Origin of the sequence: Pedobacter zeaxanthinifaciens (assembly GCF_003313335.1) — a bacterium.
In the GTDB taxonomy this organism is placed as follows: domain Bacteria; phylum Bacteroidota; class Bacteroidia; order Sphingobacteriales; family Sphingobacteriaceae; genus Pedobacter; species Pedobacter zeaxanthinifaciens.
Genome location: NZ_QMHP01000001.1, coordinates 82,679 through 101,000 on the forward strand (window position 1 = coordinate 82,679; position 18,322 = coordinate 101,000).

The following is an 18,322-nucleotide window of genomic DNA, read 5'->3' on the forward strand; positions in this document are numbered from 1 at the left end:
GATTATGAAAAAGACATTAATTAACATTTGTGTTATCGCTACCACAGTTGCAGCGATAGTAGGTTGTAAGAGAGATACCGATTACGTACAAAGTATACCAAGTCCGTTTATCTCTAACTTCGACTTGAAAAAGTCCTTTAAAGAAACAGATTTAACTTTAACGGGCGATTTATTGAAAGGTGCAAATTCAATTAAAGGAGTGGTAGTTTCTGATTACGCGTCAGGAAATTCGCCTTCAGGTTTGCTTATCGTGCAAAACTCAAGGATGGTGGGTAATGGTATTGACTCAGTGAGAGGAGTAGCCGTTAATATCGGAGCCGACGCAGCAAAATATGCGCTTGGAGATTCGGTGCATATTAAAATAGAAGGTGCTGTAATGAAGCGTGTAGATGGTATATTGCAGATTACTGGCGTTCCTACCTCTGCAGTAAATAGAGTGGCTTCGGGTAAAGTAATTAAAGTGCCGGTAGTGAATGCGTCACAATTACTTGCATCCCCTAAGGCTTATGAAAGTACGCTAATTACATTGAGTAATACTGTTGTTGAACCAGAGCCAGGGCCAAGCGAAACTTTTGCCGGCGATAAAATTGTGAATGATGGTTTCGGTAAAGTGACACTACATACAGAAGCAAATGCGGTATTTGCCAACGAAAAGCTTCCTCCAAGTGCAAACTTTACTGGTGTGGTTTACTTCAAGCAGCAAAGTGGAGTTGCGGTGCCTCAATTATGGATTCGAAGACTCGATGATTCCTTTGAATTACCGTTGATTAAACCTTCGGCTGTAATTATAACCGGTTACTTGCCAGATCCTCCGGGAACAGATGCTTCTTCAACAGCACAGTATGAATACATCCAATTGATGGCTACTAAAGACATCGATTTTGGTCAAACTCCTTATTCAGTAGTAACTACAAATAATGCTGGTGCAAATACTCCAGCTGGCTTTCCTACTAACGGGTGGGCAACTGGTGGTTTACGTACTTATAAAATTAACCTTTCTAGTGGAACAGTGAGAAAAGGTCAATTTTTTTATGTTGGTGGAACAACCAAACGCATTTGGGGAGCTAACTCAACGCTAATGACTAACGCCAACTGGATTGCAGCTATTAACTATGTATCCTTGGCTGGCGCCGGATTTGGAGATGGAACTGCGAACCTACTTGCGAATAGCGGTAACGTAGCTGGTATCGCTGTTTTTGAGGGAACTAACGTCACAGTATCATCAGTTCCATTAGATGTGATGATGTACGGTGGTTCTACAGCTGTTTCGGGATCTGTATATTCGCCAGGACCGCCTGAAGTTGGATATAGAATTACTAATACAGATTATTATACTACCATTAACCCATCTACCAGACAAACGCAAAATTTCTATGGTGGAGGTAGTAATGTAAACAGACTTGGATTTCAAATCACTCAGGCAAATCCAACTGGAGGAAGTTTCGTGAGATTGGGTGGCGTTTATGATGCTACTAGCGGAAGATGGAGAACTGGACGAGCTTTGTCAAACTTTACAATGGCTTTAACTACCCAAGTAGCCGACTTAGAAACAGGGGCTGGTGTAACAACCTTAGAAAATTAACCATACAGCAAATAGCCAACGAGAAATACTCGTTGGCTATTGTTTTAAGTTACTAAATCATTAAACAAACCAAAAATTAAAATATATGAAAAAACTTTTACTTACTTTTTCTTTAGCCGCAATGCTGTTGTCAGCTAAAGCACAAATCATTATTACTGGTATTATGGCCGATCCATCCGGTACAGATGCTAGCGCATCAGTTGGAATAAAGGCATACGAATATGCTCAGTTTAAAGCTACCCAAAACATTGATTTTTCGGTAACTCCATACTCAGTTGTATTTTTATATGAAACCACTACCACACCACTTCCAGATTTAGGTTGGGCTTCTGGCAGTCAAGGGCTAACATTTCAGTTTAGTTTAACGTCGGGTACGGTAAGCAAAGGTGAATTTTTTTATGTTGGTGGTGATGGGCAGAAAATTTGGGGATCTACCTCAACGGATATCAGCTCATCAAAATGGATTAGGAGTTTTGACTATGCAAAAGTAGCTGGTGATAATTCAAATGGGGTGGTGAAGACTGCTCTTTTAGGAAACTCAACTAGGGCTAATGGTATAGCAGTTTTTTCTGGTACTAATGTATTGGAAAGTAGCATTCCTTTAGATGTTATCTTTTTTGGTAGCGTTGGTACGAATCATTATTCAGCCGGACCTCCAGAGAAAGGTTACAGAATTACCAACAATGATTTCTTTGCTGTTTCTTCGGGGGAGTTTTTTAATAAGGGAACTAATGTAAATACAATAGCGCTTAGCGCCGCTGCAGATTTAGGCAAGTTTATAAAGTTTGGAGGCGATTTTAATTCCACCACTGGCACTTGGAATTCACCACGTGTTGCTACGCTTGTTACACTTACTAATGCTTCAACAATCTCGGATATCGAAACTGGTGTTGGCATCACCACTCTTCCTGTTTCCTTAACTAACTTCACCGCTAAAGCCAATAAACAAGGTTCAATTAATTTAGCATGGTCAACAGCATCGGAGCAAAATAACTCTCATTTTGAAATTACACGTTCAGCAGATGGGAAAGCATTTAGCAAGATTGACCAAGTGGCAGGAGCAAACAATTCATCAAGCATTAAAAATTATAGTTATACCGATGCAAATCCAATTGCAGGCGTAAATTACTACCAGCTTAAACAAGTTGATTTTGATGGCACTTCCGCTTTATCTAAAGTGGTTTCGGCGAAGGCAGGTTTAGGTACCAACAACTTAACAGTAGCCATTTCAGCAAACAAATCATCAATTAAAGCAAACTATAATGCTTTAAGTAGTGGTAAGGCAACATTTGCAGTATATACAGTTTCTGGTGCTAAGGTTTCAAGTGTGGAGCAAAATGTAACTGCTGGTAACAACCAAGTTGATTTGGCTGTGTCGCTTGGAAACTCGTTGCACATATTAAAAGTAACACAAGGAACAGAAAGCATTTCTGTTAAGTTTTAAAAGGTAACATTTATCCGTTTGCAAGGGAGATCACACATCTCCCTTGTTTGTTTAAAAATGTAATGAGAAGATTTTTATATAGTTTATTACTTGTATTTACCAGCTTAACTGCATTCAGTCAGGCCAATTTACAAAGTTTACCGCAGGTACTTTTTACTGCTCCAGGGGCGGTAGCCAAAGGTAGTTCATCACCTATTATTTTAAATAAGATTATTGAATTGGTTGATAATACACCCGCTAATGATACCATTTCGATGTCGATATATATGTTTAATTACGACCCCTTAATCACTGCAATTAAAAATGCGGATACAAGAGGTGTAATTTTGCGTTTAATTATTGATAATAGCAGAACTGATAGTCAGGATGTAAATGCAAGTACTTTTACTAAGCTCTCTACATTGTCATCAAATGCTGAAGTCGTTTCATTTAATAGCGATGCCAGTACCAGCTCAATCAACCACACTAAATTTGTACTTTTTTCAAGGGTAAATACTACAAGTGGTTTACAATCTAAAATTCTGGTACAAAGTTCTCACAACTTTACCAGCTCCGATTCAAAAAAACTTCAAGATGCCATCATTTTTAACCATGTTGGCCTGTACAATTCTTTTTGGAAATATTTTAACGAGATAAAAACACGTACACCAAGCGGAATGGCGGGTTATACTTATACCGAATATACGGATGCTGCCGCTGGAATTAAAGCCTGTTTCTTACCAAGGCGAGGAACAAGTCAGCCAGATAACATCATTGATATTTTGAATAGCATCAGCAATGTCTCTACAGCAAAAATAAGAGTGGGCATGTCCGACTGGGTGGTGAGCAGATTAAACGTTGCTCAGAAATTAACCCAATTGAGTGCCGCCGGTGCTAGAGTAGAAGTAGTAGTTAAAAATAAAATAGATCCAGAAATTCAAACAGAGCTGGCGAAGCTCAACAATACTGGTGGCTATTTAAAAATGTACAACTTAGTGAATGATGATGATCCGACAGTTAACATACATGCTAAATTTATGGTAATTGAGGGAACAATAAATGGAGTTGCCAATACGCAAATGGTAGTAACGGGTTCTCATAATTTCACTACAAATGCTTTACGCTACAATAATGAAATTTTAATGGTGCTAACCAATTCGCCTTTATTTAACGCTTATGCTACTTACTTTGATAACATCAAGTACATTGATCCACCAGTTTCTGTAGCACGTTGGAATTTCAGGGGGTTGGTTGGAAATGAAGCAAGTGTTGCTGCTGCGGCTACTGCAAGTGGCATTACCGCAGATCCAGTTACCAGAGGTAGTGGCTATAATACCAGTAATACGCTAGGGAATGGTTTTAGTTCTGCCGTTACATCTTTTTCTACGTCATCATTAACAAAAGCCAAAACTAATAATGAGTTTTTCCAATTTGCACTAAACGTAAATTTAACTGGTGATAATGTATTGTCTTTATACGCTATCGATGCCCGCATAAGGAGAAGTGGCAACGGAAATAACAATTTCATTTGGGCTTACAGCTTAGATGGCAATAATTATACAGACGTACCTTCCTCTGCAACAACTTTTACTGATAGCGACGATGCTGGAATTTTTAGACCAACGGTAGATTTGCGTAGCATTGCTGCTTTGCAGGCACTTGCTGGTGGTACAAAAGTTTACTTCCGACTGTACGGTTGGGGGGCAACCACTTCCGGCGGCTCTTTCGCGTTCGGCCGCTCAGCTACTAGCACCGAGGCTACGCTTGATGTAAGCGGCGTTAGCTACAATGTGCTTCCTGTTCAGCTTAACACATTCACTGCTAAAGCCCAAAACAATAAGGTGAAAGTAGAATGGCAAACCCTTTCTGAAAAACATAATGCTAGCTTTACATTGTTAAGGTCGGCTGAAGCAGCTAAAAATTATAACCAAGTTTATTTGACATCAGGTCAAGACACAAAATCAACCCTTACAACTTATCAATTCGATGATTTAAATCCGTTAAACGGAGCAAATTATTATAAGTTAATACAAACTGATTTAGATGGCAATCAGCAAGTTTATGGGCCAATTACAGCAAAAGTTGGATTGGTTGCAAAAAATACCATCACTACCTTTGCTTTAGCTAATACGGTTGAAGTTAAGGTAAACTTTGATCAGCAAGCTAGCGGTCAATTAGCACTTTACAACATCAATGGCAGTAGGTTAACTACAGCTAATGTACAGTTGCATACTGGTGTAAATTCTTTCTCTATCCCAGCAAATATTACAGCGGGAGTATATCTCATTAAATTAACAACTCAAGCCGATATCATCGTTAATAAATTCGTAAAAAACTAGTACGTTAAAACTCATGAACCGTAGAATTTTTCTTGAACGATTTGGACTGTTAGCCACGGGTATGGTGGTTAGTCTAAAATCTAACGCCTTTAACCAACTTAAACACGGTAACGTTATCACCGGACAGGTAACTGATGGTAAAAATCCAATTGCAAACGCTGTTGTGTCTGATGGTTTTGCTGTAGTAAAAACCGATGCCAATGGCCGTTACGCTATTACCTTAGGCGAAAAATCGGAGTTTGTTTTTTTAAGCACTCCTTCAGGTTATGATTTTAAGACTGATGTGGGAAGTATCAACCGCCAATATGAAACCTTAGGTGCAAGAAACGAATTGAATTTTACACTCAAAAAATTAAAGCAAGACGATAATAAGCATCATTTTATCATATGGGCAGATCCTCAAGTAAAAAACAAAAAAGATGTTGCCCAAATGATGGAAACTTCTGTACCTGACGTTAAGCGTTTGTTAAAGGAGTTGGGTAGTAAGGCGCTAGTGCATGGTATTGGTGTGGGTGATTTAGTTTGGGATGCTTTGCCTTTGTTTGATGATTATAATAAAGCGGTTGAGCAAATGGGAATCCCGTTTTTCCAATGCTTAGGTAACCATGATATGGATTATCGCCAAGGCGGAGATGAAACTTCTGACAGAACATTCAAGAAATATTATGGGCCAACTTATTACTCTTTCAACAGAGGAAAAGCACACTATATTGTATTGGACGACGTGAGGTATTTAGGTGAGGACAGGAAATACGATGGCTACATTACTGAAGAACAACTAGCTTGGATGGAAAAGGATCTTCAGCACATTTCAAAAGATGCGCTAGTTATTATCAATGCACATATCCCTATCCACAATGGTGTTAAAAATAATAGTGCATTTTATGCTTTGTTAAAAGGTTTTAAAAATGTTCACGTGATGTCTGGTCACACGCATTATAACGTTAATGTGATTAAAGAAGGGGTTTTTGAGCATAATCATGGTGCCGTTTGTGGTGCTTGGTGGACTGGCCCTATTTGTAGCGATGGTACGCCTCGTGGTTATGGTGTTTACGAAGTTACGGGCAATCAGCTAAAGTGGTACTACAAAGGAACTGATATGGATAGGAAATATCAGTTAACCATAGATATTGAACCTTTAACCGGTAATAACCGTATCATTGCTAATGTTTGGAACTACGACCCTGAGTGGAAGGTGGAATGCTTTTTAGATGGACAGCCAATAGCCCTGGAGATGATGAAGGGTTACGATCCGGAATCGGTAAGACTTTACAAAGGTGATAAATTACCGCAAGGTAGAACTTTTGCCGAACCAACCAGAACAGAGCATTTGTTTATGGCTCATTGCAGCTCTTCGGTTAAGGTGGTAAAGGTAGTAGCAACAGATCGCTTCGGTGAGAAATTTACAGCCGAAAAGAAAGTGAATTCCTAGATATTATAAATATTTAATAAATCATAAAATGAAAAGACTTTTCTATCCGTTAGGGATATTGATTATAGGGTTAAATGCCTGTTCGGTTAATAAAGCTGTAAAAATGAATGAAGTTAAATTTCCAAGTTTCAGCGCCGAAGCACACAGGGGAGGAAGGGGCTTAGTGCCTGAAAACACCATATTGGCAATGAAAGATGCCATGAGCTATCCAGCGGTTACTACATTGGAAATGGATACTCACATCACCAAAGATGGCAAAGTGGTAGTTACTCACGATGATTACCTGAGCCCAGGTTTTATGTTAACGCCTGATGGAAAAGAAATACCTGCTTCGGATGCTAAAAAGTACAATGTTTTTAAAATGAATTACGATGAGTTGCGCAGGTTTGATATTGGCACTAAGCCACATAAAGAGTTTCCTCAGCAACGAAAAGTAAAAACTTATCTTCCGTTACTGGCCGATTTGATTGATAGTGTTCAAGCTGAAATTAAAACAAAGGGCAAAAAGCAATATTTTTATAACATCGAAACCAAATGTAGTGCAAAAGGCGATGGCGTAACCAATCCAACACCTGATGTTTTTGTAAAACTACTCATGGAAGTAATTCAGGCTAAAAAAATTGAAAATTACGTGGTAGTCCAATCGTTTGATAAACGCACTATACAAATTTTGCATAAGGAATATCCGCATATCAGAACTTCATTTTTGGTGAGCAATAAAAAATCTTATGAAGAAAATATGGCTGATTTAGGTTTCAAGCCTTTTATTTTAAGTCCAGCATACAATATGGTAGATGCCGATTTGATAAAAAAGGCCCATGCCGATGGGGTCAAAGTTATACCTTGGACTGCCAACACGCCTGAGGAAATTAGCCGTTTAAAATCTTTAGGCGTTGATGGTTTGATCACCGATTATACTAACTTACTGTAAACTAACTTTAATTATACCAGCTCCTTCAAGAAAAAATGGAGCTGTCAACTAACCAAAATAATGAGTTTTAAATTATTTCAACCGCCAGCGCATCAACCGCTAATAGAAAAGGATAAAATTGATCCTGTGTACAAGAAAATGCGCTTGCAGGTTTTTTTAGGGATTTTTTTGGGCTACGCCGGATATTACTTCGTACGTAAAAACTTTTCCCTAGCCATGCCTAATTTAAAGGAGCAGGGTTTCGATGAGTCGGATTTGGGTTTGGCACTTTCGGGTGTGTCTATTGCTTACGGTTTAAGTAAGTTTTTAATGGGTAATTTGTCCGATAGGAGCAATGCTAGGTATTTTATGGTAGCGGGTTTGGTGCTTTCTGCACTTACCATGATTGCTATGGGAACCTTGCCAATTGCTACATCGTCAATTGCGGTAATGTTTATCCTGCTATTCTTAAACGGATGGTTCCAAGGTATGGGTTGGCCACCTTCGGGACGGGTAATGGTACACTGGTTTTCAATTAAAGAACGAGGCAGATGGATGTCTATTTGGAATTTAGCGCATAATGTTGGTGGAGCTTTGGCGCCTCAAATTACTTTATTGGCCGTGTTCTTATTTGGTACATGGCAAAGCAAGTTGTTTTTGCCGGGTGTAGCTTCGCTTTTAATTGCAGTTGTAGCGTTTATCTTTATTAGAGATACGCCACAATCAGTTGGCTTGCCATCTATCGAAGAATACAAAAATGATTACCCTGCTAACTACACCAAGGAGCATGAAAAGGAATTATCTGCTAAGGAAATTTTTGTGAAGTATGTGCTCAATAACAAAATGCTGTGGTACATTGCTATTGCTAATGCTTTTGTGTACTTGGTTCGGTACGGTGTTGGCGATTGGGCGCCTACTTACCTGAAAAACGTAAGGGGCTTCTCTGAATCTGAAGCTAGTTTTGGCGTTTCTTATTTTGAGTTGGCCGGTATTCCAGGAACGCTGTTATGTGGTTGGTTAAGTGATAAAGTTTTCAAAGGCCGCAGAGCCCCAGCAACCATTTTATTCATGCTGATCATTGGTGTAGCACTGCTGTTATACTGGAAAGCACCAAACGACAGTCACTTGTTAATCAACGGCGCTTTAATCGCTATCGGTTTTTTAATTTATGGGCCAGTAATGTTAATTGGTGTACAAGCATTGGATTTGGCGCCTAAAAAAGCTGCTGGAACTTCTGCTGGTTTCACAGGCTTATTTGGTTACTTCTTAGGTACAGCGCTTTTTGCAAACGTAGGTATTGGTAAACTCATCACCAATTTTGGTTGGGATGCCTCGTTCATTGTGCTATTGTTAGCTTGTGTATTGGCTATTATTTTTACTGCTTTTACCTGGAATAGAGAGAAACGAAATTTAGCAAACAGATAATTAGAAACGATGAAAGTAACGATCAAAAATTTAATTCTTTGCCTAGGCTTCATCACGTTAAGCCTAGGAGTTTACGCTCAAACAAAGCCTTATGATACCACTTATCGCCCAGCGAAGTATAAGGAATTAGTAGAAAAATTTAATGCTGATCCAAAAAGCAAAAACGATTATATTTTTTTAGGAAACAGTATCACTGCTGGAACCGATTGGTCTAAACTGCTTAATTTACCACAAGCAAAAAATCGTGGTATTTCTGGTGATATTACTTTTGGTGTGTTGGAACGATTGCAAGAAGTTATTGACCGCAAGCCGGCCAAAGTTTTTGTTTTAATTGGTATTAATGATGTTTCTAGGAATATTCCAGATAGTTTGATTTTAAGAAACTATAAAACAATCATCAAACGTATTAGAGAGGGATCTAAGAAAACCCAAATTTACTTTTACACTTTGCTTCCAGTAAACGCATCATTCGAGAAATTTAAAAATCACTATGGTAAAGATGAGCATATTCTTTACTTGAATGATGAGATTAGGAAGTTTACTGCTAAAAATGTAACTGTAATTGATTTGTATCCCCATTTTTTAGACGCGGATAAAAAGCTAAAAGCCGAGCTTACTAAAGATGGTCTGCATTTGATACCTGCTGGTTACGAAGTTTGGAAAGATGTTTTGATTAAAGGCGGTTACTTGAAGTAGCCCTATTGTAAACTAAAAAATCCCACAATTTGTGGGATTTTTTAGTTATAAACCTAAATAGAAAATATACTAGTTGTTGTTTTCTTCCGCTTTAGGAGCTTTATTAGCTCTGCCCTTACGATCTCTCATTCTTTCTTTAAGCTTACCTTTCATTTCTTCTTTGGATGCAGCATATGTTTTTTGTTGCTCAGGGGTCAAAACAGCGTTGATTTTTTCGTCATGCGCTTTCATGGCCGCTTTTCTTTCCTCTATTTTTCCCTTCATCTTTTCCACGTCGCTTTTGCGCAATTCATCCTGTTGTTTAATTCTATCAAGTTCAATTTGTTTGATTTTCGATTTTTGATCATCATTTAAACTTAACTTGGTTTGCATCGCTGTAGCTAATTTTTCAGCTTTTTCGTCTGGACTAAGTTTTACTCTGTCGTTTTTCTGTGCGTAGCTAGCTGTAATTCCTAATACAGCAAAAGCTAAAGTGAACAATAATTTTCTCATCTTTTAAATTTTTAATTGAACGAAAGACACGCTCTCGTAAAGGTTTCATTGTTGATGATAAGATTTAAAAGCAGGGAAGAGGTTTAAAAAGCAGCATGTTAAAAAATGTTAACAAAGCAGGATTTGGACTTTAGAACATCGACAACATCATTAGAAGTGCTTTTAAATAGAACCTAATATGCAGTTGCAACGCTCTTATTTTACTTATAGCACAGTTTTTAAATTAAGATTTACGAAGTTTTTAAAACATCGTAAATCTGTTTCTCATGGCTGCTATAGCAATAGTTATAAATGAAATGTTGTTAGGTGATTTATTTAGACTTTTCCTTCTAAGCAACCCAAAAAAACTCATCATTAAGTATTTCTGCAAAGAGCTTTTGTCTATTGGCGGAATTTTAGAATTGGATCTAAACTTACGCCTAGCGAAGTTTTCGAAACTTCGCTAGGCTTAGTTGAGTATAAATACTTTTAAAAGCCACTAATTTTTATTTAGCTGCGAAATAGATTTCTGCATCTGCGCCATCATGTTCGACAAAGTCTCAATGGTTGGTTCTGGCGTAGGTTCAGGAAGCGATGTTGATAGGTAAGCCTTCGCTTTCCAGATTTCTAGAATATCATCTGCAGGAACGGAATAAGCATCGTAGATTTTGTTGTCAGAGACAAGTTTCAATTCCCTGTCCTCCTTAAACTTATTGCCTGCTCTCTTGTAAACTACACCTTCATTTTTACTGATAATTACATAAGTATCTCCAACCTTAACATCATTCCAGTTGTCCAAATACTCTCCAATAATGATACTTCCAGGTTGTATAGGCAACATCGAATCTCCTTTAATTTCGAAGGCCCTATAAGTGCCTTGTTTTAGAGAGGGAATAGGTAGTTGAAATTTAGGCAGGTCTTGTATATACTGTGGATCTGAAAAACCATTAAGGTAACCTGCGCTTGCCTTTACTGGAACCAATTCGATGTTTTCATTGTCGTCTTTATCTACCGATATGCTCAATACCCTCAAGTTAGAACCTTGACTTTTTGGTTTTGGTTTCCAGTTGTCATTAATTTTTTCATTGATGAACTCATCAATAGTTAATTCAAAGTATTCTGCTATTTTTTTTAGTAAATCGTATTTCGGTTCTGCTCTGTCTTCTTCATATGCGCCAATTAAAGAACGCTTAATTTCCATGTTATCAGCGAACTGCTGTTGCGTTAAACCTTTTTTCTTGCGAAGGTATTTTAGATTGCTAGAGATATTAGACATACAAAATAATTTAAAATAAATTTGTTTTTACTAAAATTGTTAGTATTATTGTGCCAATAAAATTAGTAATTATAATTTGAATCGCCAAATAATATCTAATATAATTAGTTTTTAACCATTAAATGTGTAGCTATGAGAAAAATAGTTTATATCGTAACAGACAGGAATCGTACAACTTTGCATGTTGGCATGAGTGCTGATTTGATTAAGACCTTGGATTTCTATAAAAAGATGCCAAACCTATTTTTTGATAGTGCGCAGCAGCTAACACGTTTGGTTTATTTTGAGGAATTTAGAACTGAAGCTCAGGCTTTATCTAGGTTTAAAACAGTGAGTAGATTTACGAGAGCGCAAAAGGAACGCCTAGTGCGCTCGTGTAACCCAGATTGGATTGATTTGACTGCAGGTCTAGATTACGAAAATATGTACATGCAAAAAGTGAACAACCAATCGTTATTGCCATTGGCAGTTTAAGGTCTGGCAACTGTTTTTAGCCACAAATGCACAGATTATTTTTGCATCAACGTGGTTATACTTTGTTATCTCGAATTTATTTCGGGATACTAAAGCTTTGCATTTGACTTGTTGGTTGTTCCGCAGTTCTACTTTCAAATAGGAATTGGGATATTTAACAGGCTCCGTGTATTGGTTGATTTTTAAAATATACAGGAGGAGCCACAGATGCACAGATTATTTGCGTCAATGGTACTTCGTCATTTCGGTTTCCGTTTAATAACGACAAGGGCAGTAGTATCACTTTCCTAATAGTTATAAGTCTTTATGTATCTATATGACAAAAAGCATATAGATACATCATTTCCTTTTTTCTTTAATAACGTAAATTATTATTGATTATCGCTGGTTTTTACTTCAACTTCTTGCTTTCGAATTAATCCTACCAACCCGGAGCAAAAGTTAATCCGAATACACCACCTTTAACATCTTTTCTAGTAAATGGAAAAGCATAGTAAGGTTCCAAAATCATTGCTCCAAATAAATTCACCCTCACCGAAACACCCGCACTTAAAGCTGGTACACGTTCAATTAAATAAGGCTCTCCATTTGGATAGTAGCCAACTCTAGTGGTTGACGGTGCACTTTTGAACTTAACTTCAGTATCTTCAGTCCATGCTACGCCAGCATCAAAAAACAAGTTTAAATCTGTAAACAAGAAATTAGATGGAATTTGAGCCAACTTTTTAGGGCCAGTAAAAGGCAATCTCAATTCGAAATTAAAAATAGCCAATTTGCTTCCCGAAAGCTGGTTAATGTCAAAGCTGCCGCTATTTACGGTTTGGTTGTTATAAAACGAATTAGGCTCGTAACCTCTAATCAAGTAATTGTAGCCTGCGTAAAGCGGATAAAGATTTTCTCCATCTCTACCTAAACGCATGTAGCTGTAACCACGTAAAGCTAATGTAACTGGCTTAAAGCGGAAGTATTTTCTTAAATCAGCAGTAACGGCTGAAAAATTGAAATCACCGAAATACTTTTCGGCACCAATACGATACCTAAAACCATCCAAAGGTGCAGTAACTCCAAATATGGAATTATCTCCAACAAAATACGCGTTGGTTTGGAAAATACTGAAAGGTCTTAATTGCGTACCTAAAGAGCTTTCTATTTCTTCTGCGCTCACTTTTTCTCGATCTGAACCTGCGTAACCCACTACGGTATTGCCGCTCAATAAATAGTAGTTATTGAAACGGTCTACTCGGTAACTGTATCTTGAAACTGCGCCTCCAAGTTCAAATCGGTGAACTTTATTAAAAGGATAGGCCGCAAATGCCTGTACTTGGTCTTCAAAAGTCCTTAAAATATTGGTGCGATCTACTAAATAATCTGATCCGTTTTGATTTACAACGTCCCTAGTTAAAAAACCTGTGATGTATGGTATGTGTGAAACCGAACCTCCCCAGTTGATACGGCTTGCTTGGTTGATGTAGGCTGCCATACCGCCAAAATCTTGGATTTCTCCATTAATTGCAAGGTTCGCAACAATTTGGTTCTGCCCAACAATATCGCTGAACATGCCCATAACGCCGCCTTGTAAACCTGTGCCAAAACGGCTGGTACTTACACCTACGCCACCGCTGTTAGCAAGGTAATCCAAACGGAATTTTGGTCGGTAAGGTACATTTTTTAGCGAATCAGCAGGCGTACGTTCAAACCTGCTGAAATTAGTGAGGTTAGAATTAATGATATTCACACCTAATGTTTCTTTAGGTGGTAAAACGGCAGCGTTAAAGTTAACGTCATTTGCTTCTACTTCTTTAGCCCTAAAATTGCTGTAAGCGGAGTTATAAAGTGTGTAACGCTGGTAGCGATAGTAACTGTAAACGATATCATCATTTCTTGAAACAGTAATAGCAGGGGCAAATTCGGTGATACCACTTATACCCGTAAAATAATCTGTAAGTTGTTTTAAGTTACTGTTCTCTAAATTATACTCATACAGATTTCTAAAGCCATCTCTGTTTGATAAGAAGAAAAGGCGCTTGCTGTCACCAGAAAATTGAGCGTTCAAATTGTTAGCTCCAGGAAAAACTGGAACATTAGTTAACGATTTGCCTTCAATATCGTAAATAGTTAAGTTGATTGGATTAACGGCATTGAAATTTCCAGCTTGTATAGCAGCCCTATCCGACGAAAAAACTATTTTCTTGCCATCCGGAGAATAACTAGGGGCATAGTCTGAATACTCATCGTTTGTAATTTGAGTAACTTTTTTGGTATCAAGGTTGTATGAGAAAATATCGCTTTGCCCTTCAACCAAACCAGAAAAAGCAATGTCTTTACCATTTGGCGACCAAGTCAAATTACCAAACTGCTCAACCTGTTCCATGCCGGTGCGTAATACCGTGCTTCCATTGTCAATATTAATAATGAGCAATTGGTTACGACCTTTACTAAATATACTAAATGCAAACTGCTTGCCATCTGGCGACCAAGCACCAGCGGATTCTAGGAAGTTAAAGTCATCAATATGTGAGTTGGAAATTTGGCTGCTCAGCTTACGGATAATTTTTCCTGTTTTAGCATCAGCAAGAAATAAATCAATACCAAATAAATCTTTTTCAGATAGGAATGCAAGATATTTACCATCGGGGCTAATTGCCGGTGCCACGTTCATGTTTCCAGCATTTTTATTGTCGATAATTTTAGCACCTGAGATTTTAATTTGCGAACTATCTGCTTTTAACATAGGTCGGTAATGCTTCTCTATCGCATTTTTCCACAAACCAGATATCGTCCTGTCATCATATCCAAATGTATACCTCAAGCCATTTTCGTAACCAAATCTGGCAGTAGCTTTAAATAAAGGTACAATGGTGGTATCTCCATAAACAGAGCCAATGAAAGTCCAAAATGCCTGCCCGTAACGATAAGGGAAGTATTTGTTGGAGTTGGTAAGGTCCTTTAATGATGGAATATCTCTATTCAGCAAGGCATCTCTCATCCACATTGATGTAAAGGCGTCCTTTTTTCCTACGGAGAGATATTCTGCCATACCTTCCACCATCCAAAGTGGGGTTTGACCAACTGCTTCCAAAGGGATCGAGTCTTTTTCTAATAGTAAGTGGTATTGAAAAGCGTGTACCAGCTCATGCCCTAAAACGTGTCTGGTTTGGCTTCCAAGCTCCATAACTGGCATAATTACCCTGTTTTTAAAGGCTTCTGTAACACCACCTGTTCCGATGCCAATTTCGCCCTGTAATGCCGTAGTTTGCTGGAAATCAGGATGATTGTTGTATAGAATGATAGGATTCTTTTTGAAAAAGGTATCTCTAAAAACCTCTTGGTGCATTTTGTACCAAGTTTCGGCATCTTGAGCAAATTTCTTTAATAACTTCTCATTTTTTAGATAGTAATAAATCTCAAAATGGGGAGTTTGCAATACCTTAAACTTCTCGTTCTTGTAACGAACCTTATTTTGTCCGAAGTATTGGGCTTGAGCAGTAGCTAAGCTCATTAAAGTAACAATGGCGATTAAGATAGACTGTTTTAGGATTCTATTCATATCTGGTGATGATTGGGACAAGTCATTATAAAATTACTGAAAATACTAGTTATCGTTTTTTTTCTTTTCCTTCTCTTTTTCTCGTTCCTCTTTACGTTGTTTTCTCTTCAGTTCTCGTTCTTCTTTTTTGGTTAAGGGAACAGCTGCTGCAGGTTCCTGTTTAGTTGTGTTTTCCGTAGGTTTTTTCTCCTCTACTTTTGTTGCAGGCTGTTCCACTTTAATTGGTTCAGGCTCAATCGTAGGATCGCCAATTTCAAGCGAATCAACTAACGTAGAGTCGGTTGAAACAGTATCAACTTGCTGGCGTGGGGTAGGGCAGTTATAGGTACGTGTAATTTCAGTTTTTGGTTTAGGAAACTGTCCGTAAGTGTAGCCGCTGTTAGGGTCATCATACACCTTTACCATAAACTTAGCGAAAATAGGAAGTGCAGTTCTAGAGCCTTCACCCTGTTCACCATTTTTGAAGTGTGCTGTTCTTTCATCACAGCCTACCCAAACTCCCGTTACCAAATCTTTGGTGATGCCCATGTACCAGGCATCTACATAATCTGAAGAAGTACCTGTTTTACCGCCAATTTGATTGTTCTTTTTAAACAAATCATTCCATTCCCATAACGCTTGCGATGTTCCTCGAGGTTCTTCTATACTGCCCCTAAACATGTAAAGCATTAACCAAGCAATTTCTTCGGTTAAAGCACGCTTAAATTTAGGTGCAAATTCTTCTATGACATTATCGTTTTGGTCGGTGATTTTTTCAACTAATATTGGCTCTACCTTATTTCCTTCATTTAAAAAAGTGCCGTAGGCTTTCACCATTTCGTAAACAGTTACATCGTTTGAGCCTAAACTAACAGAAGGTACCGATTCTAATTTGCTATCAATACCGCATTCATGCGCCCATTTTACCACGTTATCCCAGCCTACTTTTTCGGTTACCTGTGCGGTTACGGTATTTACAGAGCGGCCCATTGCCCAACGTAGTGACATATCTTGGTAAGAATAGCTCCAGTCGGCATTTTTAGGCTCCCAATATTTGGTTTCACCTTTATCTTGATAGGCAATTCTAACCGGTTTGTCTGTAAATTTATCACAAGGACTCATGCCACTTTCCAAAGCAGCTAGGTAAGCAAATGGTTTAAAGGTTGAGCCAGCTTGTCTTTTAGACTGATTTACATGGTCATATTTGAAAAATTTATGGTCTATGCCACCAATCCATACCTTAATTTTTCCGGTGCGGGGCTCTAAAGTCATCATACCGGTGTTTAAAATTTTCCCGTAATAACGAATGGAGTCCATGGTTGAAAATAAGGTATCTCGATCGCCTTTATAGGTGAAGATTTTCATTTTCTTTTTCTTGTTGAAATAAGCCTCAACAGAATCGGGCTGGTTAGCAAACTTTTTTTGTAGTAAGGCATAAATAGGTAATGATTTTTTTGCCCTATCGGGATAATCAACCTTTTTTCTTTCGCTATCTTCCCAAGGATCTTCGTTGCCCCATACGCTATAAAATCTGCGTTGAAGAATGCGCATTTGATCTTTTACCGCTTCTTCCGCATAGCCTTGTAGTTTAGAGTCGATGGTAGTGTAAATTTTTAGCCCATCTTCATATAAATTGTAGTTGTTTTCCTCGCACCATTTTTCAAGGTATTTATCCACCGCTGTTCTTAAATAGGAGTCATTTTCACTTCCTTCATCTTCAGCTCCAACCTCAATGCCAATAGGTTTGGTTTTGTAGTTTTCCAAATCTGCTTTTGACAAATAGTTGTATTTGTTCATTTGAGAAAGCACTACATTACGTCGCTCTAGCGATTTTTCTGGATTTTTAATAGGGTTGTATGATGTAGTAGCCTTTAACATACCTACTAGTAGTGCCGCTTGCGGTACGTTTAATTGACTAGCTTCTTTGTTGAAATAGATTCGAGATGCTGTTTTAATGCCGTAAGTATTGTTTCCAAACGATACGGTGTTAAGGTACATGGTGATAATATCGTTTTTGGAGTAGTTGGATTCCAACTTTAGGGCCGTCATCCATTCCTTTAATTTGGCTACCACGGTGCGTACTACGGGTACTCGGCCGGCTAAACCAAACGACTTATTGTAACGTGTACGGTAAAGGTTTTTTGCCAATTGTTGCGTAATTGTGCTTGCTCCGCCTTCTTTTCCCATTCCAACTACAGCCCTTCCAACTGCTTGAATATCAATACCTGTATGTTTGTAGAAACGTACATCTTCGGTAGCAACCAATGCATTAATTACGTTTTTAGAAATATCATTGAAACTTACGGGAGTTCTGTTTTCCTTAAAATATCGCCCAATTAACTTGCCATCGGCGGTATACAATTCCGAACCTACACGCTGAGATGGTTTTTTAATATCAGTATAAGACGGTGAGTAACCGAAAAGCCATAAGAAGTTGATTTGGAGGGCGCAAAAGAAGATGATAATAAAATATATGAAGATAAGGGTAAACCGCAGGTACTTATTCTTGATTTCTTTAAACATGGTATAAAGATGTAAAAAACGATAAAAAAATGTCTGTTAAATTGTGTTAAAACAAACAGTACAAATTAACGTATTTAATTTACTTAATTTTAGAGATAACGTTAAAATTTTAGCCAATTGGGTATTTTATTACAAGGGTTGCATAATCTCATAAGTCAAATTATTACTTTGGCGGCGTGCTAAGCCGTGAGTGAGTTGTTATCTGTATAATTTTAAGATACGCTGCATCATAAAGCTCGTAATTT

Annotated in this window: 12 protein-coding genes; 8 read left to right on the forward strand and 4 right to left on the reverse strand. The window is 38.0% G+C overall.

Annotated features, from left to right (window positions below; all coding sequences use genetic code 11):
• Positions 1 to 4: 4 nt before the first annotated feature.
• The 7 genes from DUT68_RS00380 to DUT68_RS00410 all read left to right on the forward strand — a co-directional run bounded on the left by DUT68_RS00380 (position 5) and on the right by DUT68_RS00410 (position 9,807).
• Positions 5 to 1,582, forward strand: a complete 1,578-nt coding sequence (locus tag DUT68_RS00380) for a DUF5689 domain-containing protein (protein ID WP_113634733.1) — start codon at positions 5 to 7, stop codon at positions 1,580 to 1,582.
• 85 nt (positions 1,583 to 1,667) lie between these two features.
• A complete protein-coding gene (locus DUT68_RS00385) occupies positions 1,668 to 3,026 on the forward strand; it encodes a fibronectin type III domain-containing protein (RefSeq protein ID WP_113634735.1) in 1,359 nt (452 codons plus the stop codon).
• A gap of 62 nt (positions 3,027 to 3,088) precedes the next feature.
• The gene (locus tag DUT68_RS00390) at positions 3,089 to 5,344 is read left to right on the forward strand and encodes a phospholipase D-like domain-containing protein (RefSeq protein ID WP_157960737.1); all 2,256 of its coding nucleotides are present in this window, start codon (positions 3,089 to 3,091) and stop codon (positions 5,342 to 5,344) included.
• Positions 5,345 to 5,357: 13 nt separating this feature from the next.
• Positions 5,358 to 6,776, forward strand: a complete 1,419-nt coding sequence (locus DUT68_RS00395) for a calcineurin-like phosphoesterase C-terminal domain-containing protein (RefSeq protein WP_113634738.1) — start codon at positions 5,358 to 5,360, stop codon at positions 6,774 to 6,776.
• A gap of 28 nt (positions 6,777 to 6,804) precedes the next feature.
• On the forward strand, positions 6,805 to 7,707 hold the full coding sequence (locus DUT68_RS00400; RefSeq protein ID WP_113634740.1) for a glycerophosphodiester phosphodiesterase family protein: 903 nt from the start codon (positions 6,805 to 6,807) through the stop codon (positions 7,705 to 7,707).
• A 60-nt stretch (positions 7,708 to 7,767) separates the two neighbouring features.
• On the forward strand, positions 7,768 to 9,111 hold the full coding sequence (glpT, locus tag DUT68_RS00405; protein WP_113634742.1) for a glycerol-3-phosphate transporter: 1,344 nt from the start codon (positions 7,768 to 7,770) through the stop codon (positions 9,109 to 9,111).
• A 9-nt stretch (positions 9,112 to 9,120) separates the two neighbouring features.
• Complete coding sequence (locus DUT68_RS00410) at positions 9,121 to 9,807, forward strand: GDSL-type esterase/lipase family protein (protein ID WP_113634743.1); 687 nt, start codon at positions 9,121 to 9,123, stop codon at positions 9,805 to 9,807.
• A 69-nt stretch (positions 9,808 to 9,876) separates the two neighbouring features.
• On the opposite strand, the gene DUT68_RS00415 is transcribed toward DUT68_RS00410, so the two are convergent.
• Positions 9,877 to 10,299, reverse strand: a complete 423-nt coding sequence (locus DUT68_RS00415) for a hypothetical protein (protein WP_113634745.1) — start codon at positions 10,297 to 10,299, stop codon at positions 9,877 to 9,879.
• Between the two features lie 478 nt (positions 10,300 to 10,777).
• Complete coding sequence (locus tag DUT68_RS00425) at positions 10,778 to 11,554, reverse strand: XRE family transcriptional regulator (protein WP_113634748.1); 777 nt, start codon at positions 11,552 to 11,554, stop codon at positions 10,778 to 10,780.
• 132 nt (positions 11,555 to 11,686) lie between these two features.
• On the opposite strand from DUT68_RS00425, the gene DUT68_RS00430 reads away from it, so the two are divergent.
• Positions 11,687 to 12,028: a GIY-YIG nuclease family protein gene (locus DUT68_RS00430; protein ID WP_113634749.1), complete on the forward strand. Its 342-nt coding sequence runs from the start codon at positions 11,687 to 11,689 to the stop codon at positions 12,026 to 12,028.
• A gap of 421 nt (positions 12,029 to 12,449) precedes the next feature.
• Here the strand turns inward: DUT68_RS00430 and DUT68_RS00435 are convergent, their stop codons facing one another.
• A complete protein-coding gene (locus DUT68_RS00435) occupies positions 12,450 to 15,575 on the reverse strand; it encodes a basic secretory protein-like protein (RefSeq protein ID WP_113634751.1) in 3,126 nt (1,041 codons plus the stop codon).
• A gap of 45 nt (positions 15,576 to 15,620) precedes the next feature.
• The gene (locus DUT68_RS00440; RefSeq protein WP_113634752.1) at positions 15,621 to 18,077 is read right to left on the reverse strand and encodes a transglycosylase domain-containing protein; all 2,457 of its coding nucleotides are present in this window, start codon (positions 18,075 to 18,077) and stop codon (positions 15,621 to 15,623) included.
• Positions 18,078 to 18,322 lie beyond the last annotated feature (245 nt).

Excerpts from the sequence above, each read along its gene's own strand:
- DUT68_RS00435 (WP_113634751.1), bottom strand. The coding sequence starts at position 15,575 with ATGAATAGAATCCTAAAACAGTCTATCTTAATCGCCATTGTTACTTTA.
- DUT68_RS00410 (WP_113634743.1), top strand. The coding sequence starts at position 9,121 with ATGAAAGTAACGATCAAAAATTTAATTCTTTGCCTAGGCTTCATCACG.
- DUT68_RS00425 (WP_113634748.1), bottom strand. The coding sequence starts at position 11,554 with ATGTCTAATATCTCTAGCAATCTAAAATACCTTCGCAAGAAAAAAGGT.
- DUT68_RS00380 (WP_113634733.1), top strand. The coding sequence starts at position 5 with ATGAAAAAGACATTAATTAACATTTGTGTTATCGCTACCACAGTTGCA.
- DUT68_RS00395 (WP_113634738.1), top strand. The coding sequence starts at position 5,358 with ATGAACCGTAGAATTTTTCTTGAACGATTTGGACTGTTAGCCACGGGT.
- glpT (WP_113634742.1), top strand. The coding sequence starts at position 7,768 with ATGAGTTTTAAATTATTTCAACCGCCAGCGCATCAACCGCTAATAGAA.
- DUT68_RS00430 (WP_113634749.1), top strand. The coding sequence starts at position 11,687 with ATGAGAAAAATAGTTTATATCGTAACAGACAGGAATCGTACAACTTTG.
- DUT68_RS00390 (WP_157960737.1), top strand. The coding sequence starts at position 3,089 with ATGAGAAGATTTTTATATAGTTTATTACTTGTATTTACCAGCTTAACT.
- DUT68_RS00440 (WP_113634752.1), bottom strand. The coding sequence starts at position 18,077 with ATGTTTAAAGAAATCAAGAATAAGTACCTGCGGTTTACCCTTATCTTC.
- DUT68_RS00415 (WP_113634745.1), bottom strand. The coding sequence starts at position 10,299 with ATGAGAAAATTATTGTTCACTTTAGCTTTTGCTGTATTAGGAATTACA.
- DUT68_RS00385 (WP_113634735.1), top strand. The coding sequence starts at position 1,668 with ATGAAAAAACTTTTACTTACTTTTTCTTTAGCCGCAATGCTGTTGTCA.
- DUT68_RS00400 (WP_113634740.1), top strand. The coding sequence starts at position 6,805 with ATGAAAAGACTTTTCTATCCGTTAGGGATATTGATTATAGGGTTAAAT.